The following is a 19,976-nucleotide window of genomic DNA, read 5'->3' as shown; positions in this document are numbered from 1 at the left end:
GCGCTCCTCAATCCGCCTGCGGCGCAGGCAGCGCGATCACCTCTGCACCTGGGCGGGCGGCGCGCCGCGCCGCCGGTTCGGTCAGGAGCCCGATCAGCCGCGCCAGCGTCTGCTTGAGCTCGGCGCGCTTCACCACGAGGTCGACCATGCCGTGCGCGTGCAGATACTCCGCCCGCTGGAAGCCTTCGGGGAGCTTCTCGCGCACCGTCTGCTCGATCACCCGCGCTCCGGCGAAGCCGATGAGAGCGCCCGGTTCGGCGATGTGGACGTCGCCGAGCATCGCGAAGGAGGCCGTCACCCCGCCCGTCGTCGGGTCGGTCAGCACCACGAGGTAGGGAAGGCCCGCGTCCTTCACGTGCTGAACCGCGATGATGGTGCGCGGCATTTGCATCAGGCTGAGCACGCCCTCCTGCATGCGCGCCCCGCCCGAGGCGGTGACGACGACGAGCGCCGCCTGCTGCAGAACCGCAAGCCGCGCGGCGGCGACCAGGGCTTCGCCCACCGCCGTGCCCATCGAGCCGCCCATGAACTCGAAGGCGAAGACGGCGACCACGGCGCGGTAGGCGCCGATCGTTCCGTGCGCGACGATGATCGCGTCCTCGAGCTCGGTCTCGGCGCGGGCGGCCTTGAGACGGTCAACGTAGCGCTTCTGATCGCGGAAGTGCAGGGGGTCCTGCGGCACCGCCGGAAGCTCGATGGTGGCGTAGCCCTCATCCATCAGCATCGCGATCCGCGCCTTGGCGGGAAGCCGCATGTGGTGGCCGCAGCTCGGGCAGACGCGAAGGGTCTTCTCGAGCTCGCGATGGAAGATCATCTGCTCGCAGGCGGGGCATTTGTGCCAGAGGTTTTCCGGCACGTCCTTGCGCCCGAGCAGGGTGCGTATCTTCGGCCGGACGTAGTTCGTGAGCCAGTTCATCGCTGCCGCGTCGGCTCCGCTCAGGCCGCCTCGCGGCGGGCGCCGCGCACGCCGGCGGCGAGCGCGCGCACCTGGTCGAGAACCTTCTCGACCGTTCCCGGCCGCGCCCGGCCCGACTCGTCGAGATCGGCCGCGAGCGTGTCGAGCAGGGCGGAGCCGACGACGGCGGCATCGGCGATCCGCACCGCCATGGCCGCCTGCTCGGGCGTGCGCACGCCGAAGCCGACGGCGATCGGCAGGTCGGTGGCGCGCCGGATGCGCGGGATCGCCTCGGCGAGCTGCGCTTCCGTCGTCGAGCGCGTTCCGGTGATCCCGGTGATCGAGACGTAGTAAATGAAGCCGCCCGAGCCCGCGAGCACGAAGGGAAGACGCGTCTCGTCCGTGGTCGGCGCGACGAGGCGTATCAGCTCAAGCCGGTTCGGAACGGTGTGGGCGGTGAGCTCGTCGGCCTCCTCGGGAGGCAGGTCGACCACGATCAGGCCATCGACGCCTGCCTCAGCCGCGTCGGAGCAGAAACGTTCCGGACCATGGGCGAGGATCGGGTTGTAGTAGCCCATGAGCACCACCGGCGTCGTTCCGTCCTTGGCACGGAAACCCCGCACCAGCTCGAGCGTGCCGGGAAGGGTCGCGCCTGCCTTGAGCGCGCGCTGGCCGGCGCGCTGGATGGTCGGCCCGTCCGCCATCGGGTCGGTGAAGGGAACGCCGAGCTCGACGAGGTCCGCCCCCGCTCCGGGCAGGCCTTGGAGCAGCGCCTCGGAGGTGGCGCGGTCCGGATCGAAGGCCTCAATGAAGGTGATCAAAGCCCCGCGCCCCTCGGCGCGGAGCGCGGCGAAGCGCGCGGTGATCCGGTTCGGCGCGCCTGCGGGCGTGCGGTACGAGCTCACAGCTTCACCCCGAGCGCCTCGGCGACGGTGAAGATGTCCTTGTCGCCGCGGCCGCAGAGGTTCATCAGGATGATCGCGTCCTTCGGCATCTTGGGCGCGATCTTCGCCACGTGCGCGAGCGCGTGCGCAGGCTCAAGCGCGGGGATGATGCCTTCCGTCCGCGTGCAGAGCTTGAACGCCTCGAGCGCCTCCTCGTCCGTCACCGCGACATACTCGACGCGGCCGATCTCATGCAGCCACGAGTGCTCGGGGCCCACCCCCGGATAGTCGAGGCCGGCCGAGATCGAGTGCGCCTCGAGGATCTGGCCGAACTCGTCCTGGAGGAGATAGGTGCGGTTGCCGTGCAGCACGCCTGGGCGGCCGCGCGAGAGCGAGGCGGCGTGCTGGCCGCTGTCGAGCCCGTGCCCGGCCGCCTCGACGCCGATGAGCCGCACCGAGGCGTCATCGAGGAAGGGGAAGAAGAGGCCCATCGCGTTCGAGCCGCCGCCGATCGCAGCGACCGCGACGTCGGGCAGGCGCCCCGTGGCCTTCAGGAGCTGGGCCTTCGCCTCCGTCCCGATCACCGACTGGAAGTCGCGCACCATCGCCGGGTAGGGGTGGGGGCCGGCGACCGTTCCGATCAAGTAATAGGTATCGGCGACATTGGCGACCCAGTCGCGCAGCGCCTCGTTCATCGCGTCCTTCAGCGTCGCCGCGCCGGAGGTGACTGGCCTCACCTCCGCGCCGAGCAGCTTCATGCGGAACACGTTGGGAGACTGGCGCGCGACGTCGGTCGCGCCCATGTAGATGGTGCAGGGAAGGCCGAACAGGGCGCAGACCGTTGCGGTCGCGACACCGTGCTGGCCCGCTCCCGTCTCGGCGATGATGCGCCTCTTGCCCATACGCCGCGCGAGCAGGATCTGGCCCATGCAGTTATTGATCTTGTGTGCGCCGGTGTGGTTGAGCTCGTCGCGCTTAAACCAGACCTGCGCCCCGCCAAGCGCTTGTGTCAGCCGCTCGGCGAACCACAGCGGGCTCGGCCTGCCCACATAGTCGGCGAGATAGCGGTCAAGCTCCGCCTGGAAGGAGGGGTCAGCCTTCGCGGCCGTATAGGCGCGCTCGACCTCGAGGATCAGCGGCATCAGGGTCTCGGCCACGTAGCGGCCGCCGAAACGTCCGAAATGCCCGCGCTCGTCCGGGCCCGTGCGCAGGCTGTTCGGAAGCGCCGAGGAAAGGGGCTTGGTCACGTCTCGCCTCCCGTGCGGAAGCCGGGGTGGTAGCGCAAATCCCGCCCCCGGCCTAGAGCCCGGGGCGCTGTGGCCGCGCGCGCTTAGGCGCTGCCCTCCCTTGACGCCGCTTTCGCCGCCGCGACGAAGGCCCGGATCAGGGCGGGGTCCTTCACCCCGCGCGCGCGCTCGACGCCGCTCGACACATCGACACCGGGTGCCGAGACGGTGGCGATCGCCCGGGCGACGTTGTCCGGCGTGAGCCCGCCTGCGAGCAGCCACGGGACGGGGACGGACATGCCGTGCATCACCGACCAGTCGAAGACCGCGGCGTTGCCGCCGGGAAGGGCGCCAGGCGTGCCGGCGGGCGGGGGCTTGGCGTCGAACAGCATCCGGTCGGCGACCGCGCCGTAGTCCGCGATCGCGCGCGCCACCTCCGCCCGCGTGGCGACGCCGACCGCCTTCATCACCGGCACGCCGAAGCGACGCCTGATCGCTGCGACGCGGTCGGGCGGCTCCGCGCCGTGTAGCTGGAGCAGATCGAGCGGCACGGCCGCGAGCGTCGCTGCGATCGTGTCGTCGTCCGCGTCGACGAACAGTCCGACGCGGAGCGGCCCGCCCGCGTGCCGGGCAGAGAGGGCGGCGGCCGCGTCCGCCGTGATGGCGCGCGGGCTCGGCGGGTAGAAGACGAAGCCCACCATGTCGGCCCCCGCCGCCACGGCCGCGTCGAAACCGGGGGCGTCGGTGAGGCCGCAGATCTTGACCGTGACGCTCATCCGAGGCTTGCGGCGATCGCGCGTGCCGCCGCCGCCGGGTCGGCTGCGCCGGTGATGGGGCGGCCGATCACGAGCCAGTCGGCCCCGGCGGCCAGGGCTTCGGCGGGAGTCATCACCCGCTTCTGGTCCCCGGCGTCGGCTCCGGCAGGGCGGATTCCGGGAACGATCAGCGGAACGCCCGGGCCCAGGGCATCGCGCAACGGAGCGACCTCGCGGGGTGAACAGACGATCCCGTCCGCCCCTGACTCGACGGCGAGGCGGGCGAGGCGAAGCACCTGCTGGACCGGGCCGCCCGCGACGCCGGTTGCCGCGAGGTCGGCGGCGCCGAGGCTCGTGAGCACTGTCACGGCGAGGATCATCGGCCGGGCGGCGCCGGCGGCTTCGGCGGCAGAGCGTGCGGCGCTGATCATCTCCGCCCCGCCCGCGGCGTGCACGGTGAGCATCGCCGCGCCGAGCGCATTGGCCGACCGGACGGCGCCGGCGACGGTGTTGGGGATGTCGTGCAGCTTGAGGTCGAGGAAGACCGGAGCGCCGAGGGCGGCGATCTCCGCCACCGCGCGCGGGCCCTCGGCGACGAAGAGCTCGAGGCCCACCTTCACGAGGCCGACCTCGCCGGCGAGAGCACGTGCCAAGGCCGTGGCGCGGGCGAGATCGGCCGTGTCGAGGGCGACGATCAGGCGTGCGGCGGGGGAGCTTGGCCGTGCGGGCATGCACCGTCGCTCAAGCGGGCTGCGCGGGGGTGAAAGGCGGTCGCTTCCGTCGCTTCGAACCGCTCCACCCATGCGGGGCTGATGTGAGCCGTACAGCGGCAGCTCTAGCACCCGCGGCAGGCGGCGCCAAGTGCCCGTTCTGCGGCCACCGGCGATCCCGCCCTGACAAACCGCTCGTCGACGGGCCGAGCGGTGCGAAGGATCGCCTCCATCAGTCCCTTCGACGCGATTGCGCGTGACGGCAGGTGGGGGCGCCCAACGGGGCGGTCAGCGCCGGGCGAGAGCCCCGGCCGGTTTCTCCGCAGGTGTGGGCGCGCGCGCGAGCGCCTTCTTCAGCTCTTCGACCTCGGCGCGGAGAGCGTTCGCCGTGTTCTCGAGCCGCCGCGCGCGCATCCGCGCGGGCAATCCGGCCATCCAGGCGACGGTTGCGCCGAACAGGAAGGCCACCGCCGAGACGCCGAGCACGGCCACCGACAGCGGTAGATCGGCCGTGTGGTCGAACGGCCAGAGCTTCAGCCGCACCACCTCGGTGTTGGAGACGGCAAACAGAACGAGCAGCGCCGCGAGGGGGATGGTGACGAGCCAGGACGCCCGCATCTCGCGCCCCCTCAGCCCGTCGCCTGGGCGCGGGCGCTTCGCCCGCCCCCGCCCGTGCCGCGGTTCAGCCGCTCGCGGAGCTCCTTGCCCGCCTTGAAGAACGGCACGAGCTTCTCGGCGACCGCGACGGCCTCGCCCGTGCGCGGGTTGCGCCCCGTCCGGGCATCGCGCTTCTTCACCGAGAAGGCGCCGAAGCCGCGCAGCTCGACGCGGTTTCCGGCAGCGAGCGCGGCGACGATCTCGTCGAACACGGTCGTGATGATCGCTTCGACGTCGCGCTGCATCAGGTGCGGGTTGCGCCGCGCCAGTTCGGCAATCAGTTCCGATCGCGTCATTCGCCGCCCCCCCGTGCCGCCCCGATCAGGGAAGGGTGCCAGACGGCCATCAGGCCGTCAAGGCTAAGCCGTTCTGAAACAAGGGCTTTTCTTGTCTCCCGCACGAGGCGCGGAAGCAGCCGGCCAGCCTCGTCGGGGGCGATCTCGCGAATGGGCAGGCTCGCGGGAACGCCCTTCTCGGCGGCAAGCCACGCGCGCGCCTCCGCCTCGCCGCCGATCGCATCGACGAGCCCCTCGGCGAGCGCCTGGCGGCCGGTGAACACGCGCCCGTCGGCGAGCGCGCGCACCCGCTCAGGCTCCATCCGCCGCCCCGCGGCGACCATGGCGACGAACTGGGCGTAGAGGTCCTGCACCACCGCCTCGAGCGCGGCGCGGCCTTCCGGCGTGAGCGGGCGGAAGGGCGAGGGCTGATCCTTCAGCGCGCCGGAGGTGAGCGCCTCGGCGCGTATGCCGAGGCGTTCGAGCAGGCCGGCGAACTCGACCGTCTGCAGGATCACGCCGATCGAGCCCGTCACGGTGGCCTCGCGGGCGAAGATCCTGGCCGCCGGCAGAGCCACCATGTAGCCGGCCGAGGCAGCGGTGCCCCTGAGGACGGCGACCACCGGCTTGCGCTCCGCCACCTTGGCGAGAGCGCGATGCAGCGCCTCGCCGCCCGAGACCGTTCCGCCCGGGCTGTCGATCGCGACGATCAGCGCCCGGACCGAGCCGTCCTCCGCCACCCGGAGCAGCGCCTCGTCACGCTCCCGATCCTCGGCGATGAGGCCGGTGACGGTCAGCCGCGCCACCGAGCCGCCGAGCAGAGACCGCGCCTCCCTCGTCTCGGACGCGACAAGGCCGATGGCCGCGAGCACTGCGAGGAGGGCGACAACGCGCCAGACGGCGAGGCTGCGTTTGAGCCGTCGCCGGTCGATCAGGAGGTCGGTTTCGAGCGCCATCGGCGCACGATATGCACGAGAGCAGGCGCGGCGTCACGTGCGGTTCGGCGGCGCAAGGCGGGCGGCGCCCGCTTCAGGCCGCCGCCCGTCTCCGCATCCGCCGCGCCGCCCCTGTGTCCGCGCCCGTCTGCCCGTGCCTGCGTCCGCTCCGCGCCCGGCCGGGGAGGGCCGCTCACTCCTTGCCTTCGGCGGCCATTTGGTTGCGCCGGCGGATCGCGGCGCCGAGGATGTCGCCGAGCGAGGCGCCGCTGTCGGAGGAGCCGAACTCGGCCATCGCCGTCTTCTCCTCCTCCACCTCGCGCGCCTTGATCGAGAGCGTCAGCCGCCGCGTCTGGCGGTCGACCGACATGATCTTGGCATCCACCCGGTCGCCGACGCCGAACCGGTCGGGCCGCTGGTCCTGCCGGTCGCGCGACAGCTCGGACTTGCGGATGAAGCCGGTGACCGCGTCGTCCACCTTCACCTCGATGCCGTTCGGCTGCACCGCCGTGACCACGCAGGTGACGATCGAGCCCTTGATCATCCGGTCCATCACGCCGGCGGCAGGGTCAGCCGTGAGCTGCTTGATGCCGAGCGAGATCCGTTCCTTCTCGACATCGACGTCGAGCACTTTCGCCTCGACAACGTCGCCCTTCTTGTACTTCTGGATCGCCTGCTCGCCCGGCTCGTCCCATGAGAGGTCGGAGAGGTGGACCATGCCATCGATGTCGCCGGGCAGGCCGATGAACAGCCCAAACTCGGTGATGTTGCGCACCTCGCCTGACACGGTCGAGCCGATCGGGTGCTCGTCGAGGAACGCCTCCCACGGGTTGCGCAGGCACTGCTTGAGGCCGAGCGAGATCCGGCGCTTCACCGGGTCGACGTCGAGCACCATCACCTCGACTTCTTGCGAGGTCGAGACGATCTTGCCCGGGTGGACGTTCTTCTTGGTCCAGGACATCTCGCTCACATGCACGAGGCCCTCGACCCCGGGCTCGAGCTCGACGAAGGCGCCATAGTCGGTGATGTTGGTGACGCGGCCGACATACTTGGCGCCCACGGGATATTTCGCGGCGACACCCTCCCATGGATCGGCCTGGAGCTGCTTCATGCCGAGGCTGATCCGCTGCGTGTCCTGGTTGAAGCGGATCACCTGCACCTTCACCGTCTGGCCAACCTGGAGCGCCTCGGAGGGATGGTTGATCCGCCGCCAGGCGATGTCGGTGACATGCAACAGGCCGTCGACGCCGCCGAGATCGACGAAGGCGCCATAGTCGGTGATGTTCTTCACCACGCCGTCGAGGATCATCCCTTCCTTGAGCCCCTGGACGAGCTCGGCGCGCTGTTCGGCGCGCGTCTCCTCAAGCACGGCGCGGCGGGAGACGACGATGTTGCCGCGGGCGCGGTCCATCTTGAGGATCAGGAAGGGCTGCGGCGTTCCCATCAGCGGCCCGACATCGCGCACCGGGCGGATGTCGACCTGGCTGCCGGGAAGGAAGGCGACCGCGCCGCCGAGATCGACGGTGAAGCCGCCCTTGACGCGCCCGAAGATGACGCCGGTGACGCGCGCCTGGGCGGCATAGGCCTTCTCGAGATTGGTCCAGGCCTCCTCGCGTCGTGCCTTCTCGCGCGAGAGGATGATCGTGCCGTCGCGGTCCTCGTAGCGATCGACATAGACCTCGACGAGATCGCCGGGCTTCACTTCTGGCTTCTGGCCGGGCGGAGCAAACTCCTTCAGCGGGATGCGGCCCTCGGACTTGAGGCCGACATCGACGACAGCGACGTCGCCGTCGATCCGGACCACCCGTCCCGTGATCACGCTCCCGTCGAAGCCGCTGTCCTTGCCGAGCGTCGCCTCGAGCAGGGACGCGAAATCCTCCGTCGAGGGAGCGGGTGCAGTTTGGGCCATGTTCTGTTGGTCTTCCTTCGAACCCGCCAGCCCGACCGTTGTCGGGCCCTCTGGCGGGGCTTGCGCCCCCGTGCGCCGCGCCCTTCGGCTGCGGCTGCGACGGACACGGCTTGCCCCGGGGTGTGCCCCGGGGCCGGTTGCCTCAATCGGGCCGGGTCGCGGCCCGCGGCGTCGGACGATACCAACGCCTCGGCGCGCTACGGGCTTCGGCCCGCGCGCGCACCCTGGGGGGGAGAAACGGCGTGCGGCTGCGAAAGTCAAGCGCGTCGCGTCACCCGGAGCGAGCGGAACGGTGTCTTGCCGCAGATGGCGCGGCGGCGCGCTCACGGGATCTCGGTGGGAAACACGTGCAGACCGTCCTCGCCGAGCGGCAGCGGCGTGACGGAGCGGACGGCAGACAGCGGCAGCGGGCCGTAGAGATGCGGAAACAGGCCCGGCCGCTTGCCGCCCGCGGCGGGCTCGAACCGGAGCGCCTCGCCGAGCGCCGAGGCATCCGCCGCGACAAGCAACAGGTCCGCCACGCCGGCGCGGTGCTTGGCGGCCGAGGCGCGCACCTGGGCGGCGGTGGAGAAGTGCAGGAACCCGTCGCGCCGGTCATCCGCGCTGCCGTCGTAACGGCCGAGCCGTTCCGCTTCCTGCCACTCGGCGGCGCGCACAAGGGTGTAGATCAACCGTTCCATCGCGTCGGTTCTCGACCGGCGGGGGCGAGAAGGCAACACTCGCGTCGATGCCCGCACGCCTTGCCGTCATCGCCGTCGGCCGCGCTTCCCCTGCCTCGCCCGAGGCGGCACTCTTCGCGCGCTATGCCGCCCGGCTGCGACCGTCGCTTCAGCTGATCGAGATCGCCGAGGGAAAGGGCGATGCCGCCGAGGTGCGCCGACGCGAGGCCACCGCCATCCTCGCCGCCGTGCCGGAGAGGGCGGTTCTGGTCGCGCTCGATCAGAGCGGCGTGGCGGAGGGAACGGAGGCGTTCGCGCGGCGGCTTGCGCGCTGGCGCGAGGCGGGGCGGACGGTCGCTTTCGTGATCGGCGGGGCGGAGGGGCTCGACCGCTCCGTGCTCGACCGCGCGGCGCATGTGATGAGCCTGGGGCCGCACACCTGGCCGCACCTGCTCGTGCGCGCGATGCTCGCCGAGGCCCTGTATCGCGCTGACGCGCTCGCCCGCGGCCACCCCTATCACCGGCCCTGGCGGCCCTGAACGGCGCTGGATGTTGCGGCACCTGATCGCGCCTGGCCGTCCGTTTGACCGCTATGTTCTGATCTGGGTCATCGCCTTTGACGGTCGGAACAAGCGAAGCTTCTCGGCGCGAGATCGAACCCGCCGCAGACGCTTGCAAGACAGAGGACGAACGGCGCGAAACGACGCACGCTGCTCGCCCTGAGGTTCCCTGCCCTTCCCGCTTCTGCCTTCGCCCAGGGTGTGCCGCCACGCCAGGCGGGGCCGCAGCAGCGCGGCGAGGCGCTCACGCAGCGTGAAGGGGCGCAACGTTGGCCCGGTCCTGCGGGCGGGGGCTGGCCGCGGCCTCGGCCCGGGGCCCGGAACTGGCCCGGGCCCGCGGTCCAGCATCGGTCCCGCTCCCGGCGCTGGCCCCGGTCCTGGCGCTGGCCCAGGGCCCGGGTTTGCGCCGCGCAGCGGTGCGGGGCGGAGATAAGAGGACGTCGGGGTGGAGCGTGAGAAGGCCTCCACCCCATCGTAACCTTCAGATGTTAAACTTCCCTAAGAAGGGAAGAGAGGGGTATGATCGTTCGCACCGCGAATTCCCGAGACGTGTGGCACCGTTCCGCGAGACGCCCTGTGGCAGGCGCTCTCGCGATCGGCCTCGCAGCCGGCGCGCTGCCGGCGGCGGCGTCACCGCTGACCTGGGAAACGGTTGTCAACAACGGCTTCGCCAGTCCCGAGAGCACGCGGCTGTTCAACAGCTACAGCCCGCCCTCGGTGAACGACGACGCCGTCGTCGTCTTCCGCGCCCGCACGCGCGGCGGCCAGCAGGCGGGCGAGCCGATCACCTTCGTGTTCTCGCGCGACATGGCGACGCTGGGTCCGGTCGGCGTCATCGTCGAGCGGAACCAGCTCGTGCCGCAGCCGAACAACACGGGCGCGACCTTCAACGAGTTCCCCGCCTTCGCGAGGATCGACCGCTCGTCGCTTCTCGCGGCCACGCGCGGCCAATCCCAGCCGGTGTGGCAGGTGATCGACCCGACCACTGGGGAGACCGTGACGCGGGTCGGAACCGCCGGGATCTATGCCACGCCAGGCGGCGGCGCGGCTGTGACGGGCATGTCGAACCTGCCCGTGATCGCCGGCTTTCCGCAGTTCCTGGTTCCTTCCGAGGCGGCCGGCGGCGCGGCGGGCGTGCGGTTTGACCAGTTTCCGAGGTCGCCTGCCGCGTTCGATGGTGGCCTGATCGCCTTCAAGGGCAACTCTACGGTGGACGGTGCCGGGCAGACGGGCGTGTCCTACCGGGACGTCACTGGCACGGGAGCCCCGGTCGCGGTGGCCTGGTCGGGGCAGGCGATCCCGAATGCGCCGGGGGCCGTGTTCGGCTCGACCGCTCCGCCCTCGGCCGCCGCCGGGCAGATCGTCTTCACCGGCCTCGACAACGAGGAGGCGCCGACCGAAGGCGGCATCTACCTCGCCCGTGTCGGCCAACCCGGGATCACCACCCTCGTCGGCATCGGCGAGACCGTGCCGGGCGTGACCACACCGAGCGGCACGACTCTGAACCGGATCGGCGAGGCCTTGTCGTTCGACGGCCGGCGCGTCGCCTTCTGGGGGGCGTGGGGAACCGAGACCCGCACCGTCACCCTCACCTGCGGAAGCGAGGGCAACGCGGCTGTCATCGCCGCCTGCATCGCCCAGTCGGATGGCGGGTCGGGCACGACGACGCGCGAGGTGCCGCTGCACCAAGGGATCTTCGTCAAGGACGTGGTGACGGGCGAGCTCACGCTGGTCGCCGAAACCGGCGATGCGTACCAGGACTTCCTGTTCTGGACCTTCTCCGGCCGGCCGCCGGGAACGGACGGGGGCGAAGAAGAGGACGAGGGCGAGCCGCCGCGGTGGCGCGCCTCCGCCTTCATCGCGCAGGACGCCGGTCGCGTCGCGTTCAAGGCGCTGAAGACGCCGGACGGGGATGACGGGGCCTCGCTGTTCGGCCTGTTCCTCGATCTCGGCGAAGGCGTCAAACAGAAAACCAGAAGACGAAGCAGCGGCGGCAGCGTTCGGCCTGTTCCTCGATCTCGGCGAAGGCGTCAACCCCTTCGAGGTGCTGGGCGAGGGCATGGCGGGAACGCTCGTCGACCCCCCTTGCCGTGGGCGAGCTCGGCAACCCGCTGCCGATCTCGGCCATCGCGATCGAGCGTGACGGCTTCCGCAAGGGCTAGCTTGCCATCAGCGTCTCGATGGCGAGCGAGGAGACCGGTTGGGCCGGCGTGTATCTCGCCCGTCTGTCGGTGCCCGAGCCCGGCACGCTCGCCCTGTTCGCGGTCGATCTCCTGATGCTCGGCGTGGCGCGTGGGCGCCGCGCCTGACGGGACGACACGACGGCCACGGCAGGCCGGGCGGTGCGATCCTCGCCGCCCGGCCTTGCCGCGACCGGATGGGCAGTCCCCGACCCCGCCCGGTGGGCGAGCCCCGGCAGGTGGCCCGTCCCTGAACGAGCCGGCTGCCGGCGGAGCGGCGAGGGGCGCTGGCGCCTGCTCGAGCCTCAGGCGGCGGCGACGCTGGACTCGCTTGGGCTCGGCTCGCGCAGGATGTAGCCGCGACCCCAGACCGTTCCGATCAGGTTCGGGCTTCCGGCGTTGGCGAGCTTCTTGCGCAACTTGCAGACGAACACGTCGACGATCTTGATCTCCGGCTCGTCCATGCCGCCGTAGAGGTGGGTCAGGATCGCCTCCTTCGACAGCACCATGCCCTTGCGCGTCATCATCAGTTGCAGGATCGCCTGCTCCTTGCCGGTCAGGTGCACGGGGCGGCCATTCACGCGGCAGTCCTGCGACTTGAGGTCCATCTCGATCGGGCCGGCGCGGAGCGTCTGGTCGGCGAAGCCGGAGGCGCGTCTGACGATCGCGAGCAGGCGGGCGACCAGCTCTTGCGGCTCGAACGGCTTGGTCAGGAAATCGTCCGCCCCGAGCGTGATGCCCTTCACACGCGTGGCGGTGTCGCCGTGGCCCGACAGCATCAGGATCGGTGTGGTGATGCGCGCGGTCCGTACGCGGCGGACGAACTCGAGCCCGTCCATGTCCGGCAGGATCCGGTCGAGCACCACGGCGTCGTAGGTGTAAATGCGAAGATGGTCGAGCCCCTCCTCGCCGGAGCCGACGATGTCGGTGGTGATGCGGTGGCCACTGAGCAGAGCGGCGACCGAACGGGCAACGACCAGCTCGTCTTCAACCAACAGGATACGCATCATCCCCTCCAGCGACCTGCCTCACGGGGCCCGCTACCTTAGGTAGCATCTGCTGGCATGATACTACCGCCGATTGTTTTCGCAAGGACCATGCACACGCAGTGGGCGCTTAAGAAGCCTTTCAGAGAAACGTTAACGGAGGGTTGCGCTGTCGCGACGAGTGTGTGCGATGCCATGCGCCGGCATGGGTGCCGCCCGGACCGTCGCTGTGCCATGGTCCCGCCCGATGCTGCCCGAGGCCGCCGTCTCGACCTTCCTTCTGGTGTTCCCGGCGTTGTTCTCGATCGTCAACCCGATCGCCGGCGCCTTCCTGTTCCACGAGGTGACCAAGGTGCGGCCGGCGGCCGACCAGGCCGTGCTCGCCCGCAAGGTGGCCATCAACAGCCTGATCGTGATGCTGGTCGCAATGTGGGGCGGGTCGGTTGTGCTCAACCTGTTCGGCATCTCGATCGCCGCGCTGCGGATCGCGGGCGGGCTCGTGGTGTCGCTCTGGGCCTGGTCGATCCTCTCCGCCCCGGAGGCGCGCGAGGGGCGCAAGCGCGACGAGGCCGCCCCGGCGGCCGAAGGAGACGACGTCGCCTTCTTTCCGCTGACGCTTCCCTTCACGACGGGGCCGGGGACGATCGCGGTTGCGATCGCGCTCGGCTCCTCCCGCCCCGCCGCTTCGGAGGCGCTTGCCGCCTACGTGCTCGGCGCGACCGCGGCGATCGTCGCGATGTCCGTCTCGATCTGGATCGGGTATCTCGATGCGGGGCGGATCGCGGTGCGCCTCGGCCGGTCAGGCAGCCGCACGCTGACGAGGCTCTCGGCCTTCCTTCTGCTCGCGGTCGGCGTCCAGATCACCATCGCCGGCGTGACCGACGTGCTCGGCCCGCTGCTCGCCCGCCGCGGCTGAGCGCGGCCCTCAGCTCCCGAGCAGGGCGGCGGCGAGGGCGGTGCCGCTGTCCCAGGCGTGCTCGGCGCGCGGGCCGAGGCACCAGTCCCCTGCGGCGCCGATCCGGAGCGAGGGGTCGACGAGGCAGGGCGCTCCGAGCGGGGACTCGACAAGGGCATAGCGCCATCGGTGCGCGGCGAGGTGGAGCGCGGGCGGGAGCGCGCCGGCAAGCTCGGCGAAGGCCGCGAGCAGCTCGGGCGCCACCTCCTCGGCGCGGCGCTCGAGAGTGGTGCGGCTCCAGTCCGGCCCGGCATGGACCACCCAGCACTCGGCCTCCGCTGTTCTGCCGGGCTTGGCGGAATCCCGCGCTGCCCATGCGAGCGGGCCGCTGTCAGGCCGAACGGCGTCAGGCAGCGGGACCGGCGCGTCAAACGCGACAAGAAGCGCCCAGCACGGGGCGACGCGCACCGGCGCGAGAGAAGCCGCCAGCGCCGGGGGCAGAAGCGGCGCGGCCTGGGCGTGCGGCACAGCGACGGCGACTGCGTCGAACGGCCCGGCCTCCTCGGGCGGCCGGTCGGGAGCGGGGCCGCGCGCGAGATCGCCCTCGTGGTGGCGGAGGATCCATCCCCTCTCGCGACGGGCGAGCCCGACGACGCTGCGCGAGGGGCGGAGGTCGAGCCCGGCGGCAAGGGCGCGGGGCAGGGCCGACATCCCGGGCGTGCCGACATGCGCCTCACGGTCCGCGACCGCCGGCCAGCGCACCGCGTGCGTCTCGAGCACCGTGGCGAAGCTTGGGCCACGCGCGGTGAGGTATTGCGCTCCGTGGTCGAAGCCGAGGCGTCTGCCTCCCGTCTCGACGCGGCGCGTCGCAAGCCGCCCGCCTGCCGCGCGGCCCTTGTCGAACAGCGTCACCGCAACGCCGGCCTCGGCCAGAGCGCGGGCGCAGGCGAGCCCGGCAAGTCCTGCGCCGACCACGGCGGCGGTGCGGAGGGGCACGCTCACGCCTGCTTCAGCACACGCCCGAGCACGAGCAGCATCACCGCGCCGATCGTCGCGGTGATGAGCTCGGCGATCAGGCCAGCCGCGTGGAAACCGATCATGCGCAGCGCGAAGCCGCCGACGAAGGCGCCGACCACGCCGAGCACGAGGTTGCCAAGGAGGCCGAACCCCTGGCCACGCATCATCCGCCCCGCGAGCCAGCCGGCGATGAGCCCGATGAGGAGAAAGCCGATCATGCGCCGGTCCGTTCGCTGAGCCGGGTCATAAGGTCAAGCCTCACCGAGCCCCTCACTCCGCAAGCAGCGCGGTGCGCGCCGCTTCGAGCTCGGCCTTCATCGCCTCCGTCACCTCGGGGAAGCGCAGGTCGAGATCCTCGAGCGCCGTCACCACGGCGGCGCAGACGACGAGGCGCGTGAACCACTTGTTGTCGGCCGGCACGACGAACCACGGCGCGTGGGGGGCGGCGGTGGCGCGGATCGCCTCCTCATAGGCCGCCTGATAGTCGTCCCAAAAGCCGCGCTCGCGGATGTCGCCCATGGAGAACTTCCAGTTCTTCTCGGGGCGGTCGATCCGCTCGAGGAAGCGGCGCTTCTGCTCCTCCTTCGAGACGTGCAGGAAGAACTTCAGGATCACCGTGCCCTGGCGCGCGAGATAGCGCTCGTAGGCGGCGATGTCGGCAAGACGCTCCGTCCAGATCCGCTTCGTCACGAGCGGGGCGGGGAGCTTCTGCGCGGCGAGGATTTCGGGGTGGACGCGCACCACCAGAACCTCCTCGTACCAGGAGCGGTTGTGGATGCCGATCCGTCCGCGCTCGGGCAGGGCGGCCTGGTGGCGGTGCAGGAAGTCGTGGTCGAGCGCCTCGGCCGAGGGATGCTTGAAGCTCGTCACCTGGCAGCCCTGCGGGTTCACACCCGACATCACGTGCTTGATGGTGCTGTCCTTTCCGGCGGCGTCCATCGCCTGGAAGATCAGCAGGATGGCATAGCGGTCATCGGCGTAGAGACGCTCCTGGAGCGCGGCGAGTCGCTCCGTTCCTTCGGCAAGCAGGCTGCGCGCCTCGGCCTTGTCGAAATCAAGCCCCGCCGTGTCGGCAGGGTCGATGCGCTTGAGCCGGAACCCCTTGCCCTCCGTCACCCGGTAGCGATCGAGAAGGCGAAGCGCCCTCTTCCGCAGCCCCTTCGTCGTGTCCTCGCCCATGCCCCGTTCCCCGCTCTCGGTGGCGCAAGGATCGGCCGATGGCCACGACGCGGCAAGCGCGAGCGGCATTCCGTTGCGTCGGGCGGCCCGCGGCGAGGGGCGGCGTCAGGCGAGGTCGATCGCGTACGCCTTGAGGTCCTCGAGCGAGCAGACGGAGAGGCTCGCGGCGTGGGTCGCGGCGAGCACCACGCGCGGCGCCTCGCCCGCCTCGAGCGCCTCCTGCCAGCGCGCGGCGCAGAGGCACCAGCGGTCACCCGGCTTTAGGCCGGGAAAGCCGAACTCGGGCCGCGGTGTGGAGAGATCGTTGCCGCGCGCCTTGGAGAAGGCGAGGAACCGCTCGGTCATCACCGCGCAGACGGTGTGCAGCCCGACGTCGCCCGGTTCGGTGTTGCAGCATCCGTCGCGGAACCAACCGGTCAGCGGTTGAAACGAGCAGGGCGCGAGCGGGCCGCCGAGCACGTTTCGCGCCCCTCCCCCTCCGCGCCGCGGCAGGTCACCATCCCTCGGCATCCTCGCCTCCGTCTCCGTTCACGGTTCCGTGCATGACCTCCCAGATGGCGTCTCGGGTGCTGCGTGACTACCTCACGATCGCCGGATCATCAGCGTCTCGGAGGACGCCATGCCGATATCCCGCCGCCGCGCCCTTGGCACTGCCCTCGCCGCTCCCGCCCTGCTCGCTGCCGCGCCGGCGCTCGCCCAAGGGCAGGCCGCTCCGGCCCTGCGCCAGGCGCCAGGCTTCTATCGCCTCAAGGTCGGCGCCTTCGAGGTGACGGTGGTGAATGACGGCTACAATCGCCGTCCCAACCCGGCCGAGGGCTTCGTGCGCAACGCCGACGCGGCCGCCGTCCGCGCCGCGCTTGCGGCCGACATGCTGCCGACCGATCATCTCGACATCACCTTCAACATCACCGTCGTCAACACGGGGACGGATCTGATCCTGTTTGACACTGGCACGGGCGGGCTGCTTGCGCCGACCGCCGGCACGATGTGGGACAACATGGCCGCCGCCGGGATCGACCCCGCACGGGTGAGCAAGATCCTCTTCACCCATTTCCACGGCGACCATGTCTCCGGCCTCGTCAGCCGCGAGGGCCAGGCGCGGTTTCCGAACGCCGAGCTGATCGTGCCCGAGGCGGAATGGACCTTCTGGATGAGCGAGCGCGCGCCGCAGCAGCCGGCCGGCATGGTAAAGAGCCGCTTCGGCGCCTATCCGGCCGAGCGGATCAGGCGCATCGCCTCCAACGCCGAGATCGTCACCGGAATCACGGGCCTACCGACGCATGGCCACACGCCCGGACATACGTCCTACGTGATCGCCAATGGCGGGGCGAGCCTGCTTGTGCTCGGCGACGTCACCAACCACCCGACGATCAACGTCAAGAACCCGGGCTGGCACATCGTCTTCGACATGGCCCCCCAGGCGGCGGAGGCGACGCGACGCGCGCTCTTCGACCGCGCCGCCGCCGACCGGACGATGATCATCGGCTATCACTGGCCGTTCCCGGCGCTCGGCTATGTCCGCCGCTCCGGCACCGGCTACGACCTGATCCCGGTGCCCTGGACCTCGGCGATCTGAGGCGCGCAGCGCGGGAGAAAAGGGGGGCGGGCGGCGTCAGCCGCCCGGCCTCAGCGTCACGCGGACGGGGCAGTGGTCGGAGAGCCGTTCTCTCGCCTCGCGATCGGTCTCGCGATAGACGAGGACCCGAAGCGAGCTCGGAACGAGCCAGCGTCGCGCCGGGCCGCCGAGAACGATATGGTCGACGAACGCCGTCCCGCCCCAGCAGGGGCTCGCGCGGCCGCGATTGGCGTGGGTGATCGTTCCGGCTTCCGAGAGCGCCCGCCACATGTCGTCACGCGGCCCGAGCTCCCGGTTGAAGTCGCCGAGGATCGCGTAGGCGATTCCCTCGCTCTCGCGGGCGCGGATCCAGCCTGCGAGCACCGGCACTTGGCGGGCGAGCTGAACGCAGTCGAAGCGCTGTGGCTCGGTGAGCCGGTCGCGTGCGCACCCCGCCTTGAGGTGGACCGAGAGCAGCCTCAGCGGCCCTGCCGCGGTCTCGACCGTGATGTCGGCGCCGCGGCGGAGCGAGTTGCGCGCCTCAGGGGCGAGATCGAGCGCGACGAGATCGGGGTTGGCGCGGAAGCGGAGCGTGCGTCGGATCGCGAAGCCGGGACGCTGGATGTCCGCCTCGCTCGTGAGGTGGAAGGCGTAGGCCCTCTGGTCGAACACGCGGGCGAGCGCGAGCGGGCCGTCGATCTCCTGCACGGCAACCACGTCGGCCGCGAGCGCCTCGGCGTAGCCGCGCAGGGCCGCGAAGTCTTCCTCCCGGCGGGGGAGGTGGTGGTGCGGCAGGGCGGGGTGGCCGGGCGGCTTGGTGGTGAGCCAGGCGATGTTCCAGGTGGCGATGACGAGATCGCTTCCTCCGGCCGCGCCCGGCAGGAGCAGAGCGAAGAGGACGATGAGGGTAAGTCGCCGGCGCATCCGGCGAGGCTAGCGGGGCCTGGGCGGAGCGGCCAGAGCGGCGGGGAGCGGCCAGGTGAGCACAGCCTCCTTGCGGAGGGATCGCGTCGCGAGGCGGGCGGCCTCGCCGCCGTGCCGCTCGCGCGGCAGGGCAGGCGTGGGGCGGTTCAGAGCAGCCCGGCCTCCGGGAGAGAGGAGCGAACAGGCTCCGCCCACGCCGTCGCCCCGCACCGGGAGAGGAACGCGGCCAACGCCTCGAACTCGGCAGGGTCGCGCGTCGGTTCGTCCAAGGCGCCGCGCGGGACGTAGATGACCGTCTCATAGCAGGCGCGCGTCAGAAGCACGCGGTAGGTGTTGGCGACGAAGTGCGCCTCCGCCCGCTCGCGCTGCCAGGCCGTGCCGACGAAGCGCCGCGCCTCCCACCCCGCCCGGTGGCGGATGAAATCGCCGCCCCAGGCGAGACCGACGATGTCGAGCTCGAGCCCCTGACAAGCATACTCGATGGCGCAGACCTCGAGCGCGTCCGAGGCCCGCACGTCCGGCCAACGCCTGAGCAACCAGTGGGCGATGTCCTCCCCCTGCACCTCTGGCCCGAAGCCCTCGGCGCGAAGCCGTTTTGCACCGGAAGAGCGCACGATCCCGGCCCGCCGCCGACCGCGCGGAAGCCGCCTGAGTGCGGTGCGCAGCGCCTCGGGGTTGCGCATCAGATGGAACGGCACGCCGCCCGTCTCTTCGGCGATCGCGCGGGCGCGGTCCGCGTCGCCGGCGATCACCGCCTCTATCCAGTCGGCGGCGGCGACGTCGCGGACGCTGCGCATCGAGACGGCGAGGTGCAGGTGCGGATCGCGCGAGAGCCAGGGCGGATCCGGTCCTTCCGCGAGCGTTTCGGCCGCGGCAGCGCGCCAGCTGCCGGGGGCCTCGATGACGCGGTGCCACTCGGCAAGACCTGCCTCGACGGTGTTGATCTCCCGGCCCTGGCCGACCAGCGCGACGATCACGGCCCAGCCATCATGGCGGCCCATGATCTCGAGCGTGTGCGCGGGCTCGCTCATCGCGAGGTGCGAGCGCCGGTTCTGCGTCCCTGCTCGCGCTTTCGCTTCGTCCCACGCCCTCTGGGCCTCGTTGAAGACGATCAGCCGCTCGTGCGGGACCTCCTGCGGTGCGAGCACATAGTGTTCGAGGAAGCGGTGGACGTTCTGGATCGCCTGGGCCACGCGCCGGTTCGCCTCCACGCGGCTGCATTCGCCACGTGCGACGGCATCCTCGGCCAGAGCGGCGCGAAGCACGGTCACGAGCGGGGCATTGCCGGTCAGGAACGCAGCGCCCTCCTGTCGCGCAGGGCCGAACACGGCGTTGAGGCCGCACAGGGTCTTCCCCGCGCCTGGAATGCCGGTCACGACCACGACGACGCGTGATCCGGCCGCCTTCGCGCGCTCGATGGTGCGTGCGATGGCTGCCGTCGTGCGTGTGAGGTTCGCCGCGTCCGCCCGGGCGGCCGCGATCTCCGCCACGCCATTGCGCGCATACAGCATCGTCGCCGCCTCGACGATTCCCGGAACCGGACGATAGGGCGCGGCAAGCCACGCAGCCCCATCGAGCGGCGTGCGCGGCGGCGGAACCTGGCTCCCGATCCAGCCGATGAGCCGCGCGAGCCCCGCACCGTCACAGGCGATGGGCGAGACCACGCCATGCCACAGAAGCGGCGGCTGACGCGGAAACCCGACGGTTGCATGTTCCGTGACCAGGATCGGAAAAATCACATGCTCGCGCGAGCCCGCGTGGACGTCGAAGAGGTC

General features: G+C 71.2%; 21 protein-coding genes. 4 read left to right on the top strand and 17 right to left on the bottom strand.

Translation table 11 applies throughout. The features are described from left to right. Positions 1-7 precede the first annotated feature (7 nt). The 10 genes from accD to KO353_RS05860 all read right to left on the bottom strand — a co-directional run bounded on the left by accD (position 8) and on the right by KO353_RS05860 (position 8,926). On the bottom strand, positions 8-916 hold the full coding sequence (gene accD / locus KO353_RS05905; RefSeq protein WP_218286790.1) for an acetyl-CoA carboxylase, carboxyltransferase subunit beta: 909 nt from the start codon (positions 914-916) through the stop codon (positions 8-10). Positions 917-936: 20 nt separating this feature from the next. Further along, positions 937-1,800, bottom strand: a complete 864-nt coding sequence (gene trpA, locus KO353_RS05900; RefSeq protein ID WP_218286789.1) for a tryptophan synthase subunit alpha — start codon at positions 1,798-1,800, stop codon at positions 937-939. After that, the gene (trpB, locus tag KO353_RS05895; RefSeq protein WP_218286788.1) at positions 1,797-3,026 is read right to left on the bottom strand and encodes a tryptophan synthase subunit beta; all 1,230 of its coding nucleotides are present in this window, start codon (positions 3,024-3,026) and stop codon (positions 1,797-1,799) included. Before trpB ends, trpA begins: the two co-directional genes overlap by 4 nt. An 83-nt stretch (positions 3,027-3,109) precedes the next feature. After that, positions 3,110-3,781 carry a phosphoribosylanthranilate isomerase gene (locus KO353_RS05890; protein ID WP_218286787.1) on the bottom strand — a complete coding sequence of 224 codons (672 nt, stop codon included), beginning with the start codon at positions 3,779-3,781 and terminating at the stop codon, positions 3,110-3,112. Further along, positions 3,778-4,491 (bottom strand): orotidine-5'-phosphate decarboxylase, encoded by a 714-nt coding sequence (gene pyrF / locus KO353_RS05885; RefSeq protein WP_218286786.1) that lies wholly within the window; start codon positions 4,489-4,491, stop codon positions 3,778-3,780. Before pyrF ends, KO353_RS05890 begins: the two co-directional genes overlap by 4 nt. A gap of 267 nt (positions 4,492-4,758) precedes the next feature. Beyond that, positions 4,759-5,088 (bottom strand): lipopolysaccharide assembly protein LapA domain-containing protein, encoded by a 330-nt coding sequence (locus KO353_RS05880; protein ID WP_218286785.1) that lies wholly within the window; start codon positions 5,086-5,088, stop codon positions 4,759-4,761. Between the two features lie 11 nt (positions 5,089-5,099). Next, positions 5,100-5,423: an integration host factor subunit beta gene (gene ihfB, locus KO353_RS05875; RefSeq protein ID WP_218286784.1), complete on the bottom strand. Its 324-nt coding sequence runs from the start codon at positions 5,421-5,423 to the stop codon at positions 5,100-5,102. Next, positions 5,420-6,358, bottom strand: a complete 939-nt coding sequence (gene sppA / locus KO353_RS05870; protein ID WP_218286783.1) for a signal peptide peptidase SppA — start codon at positions 6,356-6,358, stop codon at positions 5,420-5,422. The genes ihfB and sppA overlap by 4 nt, the downstream gene beginning before the upstream one ends. Before the next feature lie 172 nt (positions 6,359-6,530). Next, the gene (gene rpsA, locus KO353_RS05865; RefSeq protein ID WP_218286782.1) at positions 6,531-8,246 is read right to left on the bottom strand and encodes a 30S ribosomal protein S1; all 1,716 of its coding nucleotides are present in this window, start codon (positions 8,244-8,246) and stop codon (positions 6,531-6,533) included. Positions 8,247-8,569: 323 nt separating this feature from the next. Beyond that, positions 8,570-8,926 carry a DUF952 domain-containing protein gene (locus KO353_RS05860; RefSeq protein WP_218286781.1) on the bottom strand — a complete coding sequence of 119 codons (357 nt, stop codon included), beginning with the start codon at positions 8,924-8,926 and terminating at the stop codon, positions 8,570-8,572. Between the two features lie 47 nt (positions 8,927-8,973). On the opposite strand from KO353_RS05860, the gene KO353_RS05855 reads away from it, so the two are divergent. Together KO353_RS05855 and KO353_RS05850 are read left to right on the top strand one after the other, a co-directional pair. Further along, positions 8,974-9,444 (top strand): 23S rRNA (pseudouridine(1915)-N(3))-methyltransferase RlmH, encoded by a 471-nt coding sequence (locus KO353_RS05855; RefSeq protein ID WP_218286780.1) that lies wholly within the window; start codon positions 8,974-8,976, stop codon positions 9,442-9,444. Positions 9,445-10,041: 597 nt separating this feature from the next. After that, a complete protein-coding gene (locus KO353_RS05850; protein WP_218286779.1) occupies positions 10,042-11,742 on the top strand; it encodes a hypothetical protein in 1,701 nt (566 codons plus the stop codon). A 208-nt stretch (positions 11,743-11,950) separates the two neighbouring features. Here the strand turns inward: KO353_RS05850 and KO353_RS05845 are convergent, their stop codons facing one another. Beyond that, entirely contained in the window at positions 11,951-12,652 is a 702-nt protein-coding gene (locus KO353_RS05845; RefSeq protein ID WP_218286778.1) for a response regulator transcription factor, read from the bottom strand. 226 nt (positions 12,653-12,878) lie between these two features. Between KO353_RS05845 and KO353_RS05840 the strand changes: the two genes are divergently transcribed. After that, positions 12,879-13,547 (top strand): MarC family protein, encoded by a 669-nt coding sequence (locus KO353_RS05840; RefSeq protein WP_218286777.1) that lies wholly within the window; start codon positions 12,879-12,881, stop codon positions 13,545-13,547. Positions 13,548-13,556: 9 nt separating this feature from the next. Here the strand turns inward: KO353_RS05840 and KO353_RS05835 are convergent, their stop codons facing one another. From KO353_RS05835 to KO353_RS05820, 4 genes are all read right to left on the bottom strand, one after another. After that, positions 13,557-14,528 carry an NAD(P)/FAD-dependent oxidoreductase gene (locus KO353_RS05835; protein WP_218286776.1) on the bottom strand — a complete coding sequence of 324 codons (972 nt, stop codon included), beginning with the start codon at positions 14,526-14,528 and terminating at the stop codon, positions 13,557-13,559. Then, on the bottom strand, positions 14,525-14,761 hold the full coding sequence (locus KO353_RS05830) for a GlsB/YeaQ/YmgE family stress response membrane protein (RefSeq protein ID WP_218286775.1): 237 nt from the start codon (positions 14,759-14,761) through the stop codon (positions 14,525-14,527). The genes KO353_RS05835 and KO353_RS05830 overlap by 4 nt, the downstream gene beginning before the upstream one ends. 52 nt (positions 14,762-14,813) lie before the next feature. Beyond that, complete coding sequence (locus KO353_RS05825; protein ID WP_218286774.1) at positions 14,814-15,722, bottom strand: polyphosphate kinase 2 family protein; 909 nt, start codon at positions 15,720-15,722, stop codon at positions 14,814-14,816. A gap of 105 nt (positions 15,723-15,827) precedes the next feature. After that, complete coding sequence (locus KO353_RS05820; protein ID WP_218286773.1) at positions 15,828-16,232, bottom strand: DUF2237 family protein; 405 nt, start codon at positions 16,230-16,232, stop codon at positions 15,828-15,830. Between the two features lie 109 nt (positions 16,233-16,341). Between KO353_RS05820 and KO353_RS05815 the strand changes: the two genes are divergently transcribed. Then, entirely contained in the window at positions 16,342-17,298 is a 957-nt protein-coding gene (locus KO353_RS05815) for an MBL fold metallo-hydrolase (RefSeq protein ID WP_218286772.1), read from the top strand. A gap of 36 nt (positions 17,299-17,334) precedes the next feature. On the opposite strand, the gene KO353_RS05810 is transcribed toward KO353_RS05815, so the two are convergent. Together KO353_RS05810 and KO353_RS05805 are read right to left on the bottom strand one after the other, a co-directional pair. Continuing rightward, positions 17,335-18,201: an exonuclease/endonuclease/phosphatase family protein gene (locus KO353_RS05810; protein WP_218286771.1), complete on the bottom strand. Its 867-nt coding sequence runs from the start codon at positions 18,199-18,201 to the stop codon at positions 17,335-17,337. 146 nt (positions 18,202-18,347) lie between these two features. Beyond that, positions 18,348-19,865 (bottom strand): DNA/RNA helicase domain-containing protein, encoded by a 1,518-nt coding sequence (locus KO353_RS05805; protein ID WP_235692041.1) that lies wholly within the window; start codon positions 19,863-19,865, stop codon positions 18,348-18,350. Between the last annotated feature and the right edge of the window lie 111 nt (positions 19,866-19,976).

The organism is Elioraea tepida (assembly GCF_019203965.1).
GTDB lineage: Bacteria > Pseudomonadota > Alphaproteobacteria > Acetobacterales > Acetobacteraceae > Elioraea_A > Elioraea_A tepida.
Note: the sequence above shows the minus strand (reverse complement) of the source record. Positions and strands in the feature narration are given on the sequence as shown.

What these genes read in the sequence shown, in the direction of transcription:
- accD (WP_218286790.1), bottom strand. Translation starts at nt 916, where the DNA reads ATGAACTGGCTCACGAACTACGTCCGGCCGAAGATACGCACCCTGCTC.
- KO353_RS05845 (WP_218286778.1), bottom strand. Translation starts at nt 12,652, where the DNA reads ATGCGTATCCTGTTGGTTGAAGACGAGCTGGTCGTTGCCCGTTCGGTC.
- rpsA (WP_218286782.1), bottom strand. Translation starts at nt 8,246, where the DNA reads ATGGCCCAAACTGCACCCGCTCCCTCGACGGAGGATTTCGCGTCCCTG.
- pyrF (WP_218286786.1), bottom strand. Translation starts at nt 4,491, where the DNA reads ATGCCCGCACGGCCAAGCTCCCCCGCCGCACGCCTGATCGTCGCCCTC.
- KO353_RS05810 (WP_218286771.1), bottom strand. Translation starts at nt 18,201, where the DNA reads ATGCGCCGGCGACTTACCCTCATCGTCCTCTTCGCTCTGCTCCTGCCG.
- KO353_RS05820 (WP_218286773.1), bottom strand. Translation starts at nt 16,232, where the DNA reads ATGCCGAGGGATGGTGACCTGCCGCGGCGCGGAGGGGGAGGGGCGCGA.
- KO353_RS05855 (WP_218286780.1), top strand. Translation starts at nt 8,974, where the DNA reads ATGCCCGCACGCCTTGCCGTCATCGCCGTCGGCCGCGCTTCCCCTGCC.
- KO353_RS05825 (WP_218286774.1), bottom strand. Translation starts at nt 15,722, where the DNA reads ATGGGCGAGGACACGACGAAGGGGCTGCGGAAGAGGGCGCTTCGCCTT.
- KO353_RS05860 (WP_218286781.1), bottom strand. Translation starts at nt 8,926, where the DNA reads ATGGAACGGTTGATCTACACCCTTGTGCGCGCCGCCGAGTGGCAGGAA.
- KO353_RS05830 (WP_218286775.1), bottom strand. Translation starts at nt 14,761, where the DNA reads ATGATCGGCTTTCTCCTCATCGGGCTCATCGCCGGCTGGCTCGCGGGG.
- KO353_RS05880 (WP_218286785.1), bottom strand. Translation starts at nt 5,088, where the DNA reads ATGCGGGCGTCCTGGCTCGTCACCATCCCCCTCGCGGCGCTGCTCGTT.
- sppA (WP_218286783.1), bottom strand. Translation starts at nt 6,358, where the DNA reads ATGGCGCTCGAAACCGACCTCCTGATCGACCGGCGACGGCTCAAACGC.
- ihfB (WP_218286784.1), bottom strand. Translation starts at nt 5,423, where the DNA reads ATGACGCGATCGGAACTGATTGCCGAACTGGCGCGGCGCAACCCGCAC.
- KO353_RS05890 (WP_218286787.1), bottom strand. Translation starts at nt 3,781, where the DNA reads ATGAGCGTCACGGTCAAGATCTGCGGCCTCACCGACGCCCCCGGTTTC.
- KO353_RS05840 (WP_218286777.1), top strand. Translation starts at nt 12,879, where the DNA reads ATGCTGCCCGAGGCCGCCGTCTCGACCTTCCTTCTGGTGTTCCCGGCG.
- KO353_RS05815 (WP_218286772.1), top strand. Translation starts at nt 16,342, where the DNA reads ATGCCGATATCCCGCCGCCGCGCCCTTGGCACTGCCCTCGCCGCTCCC.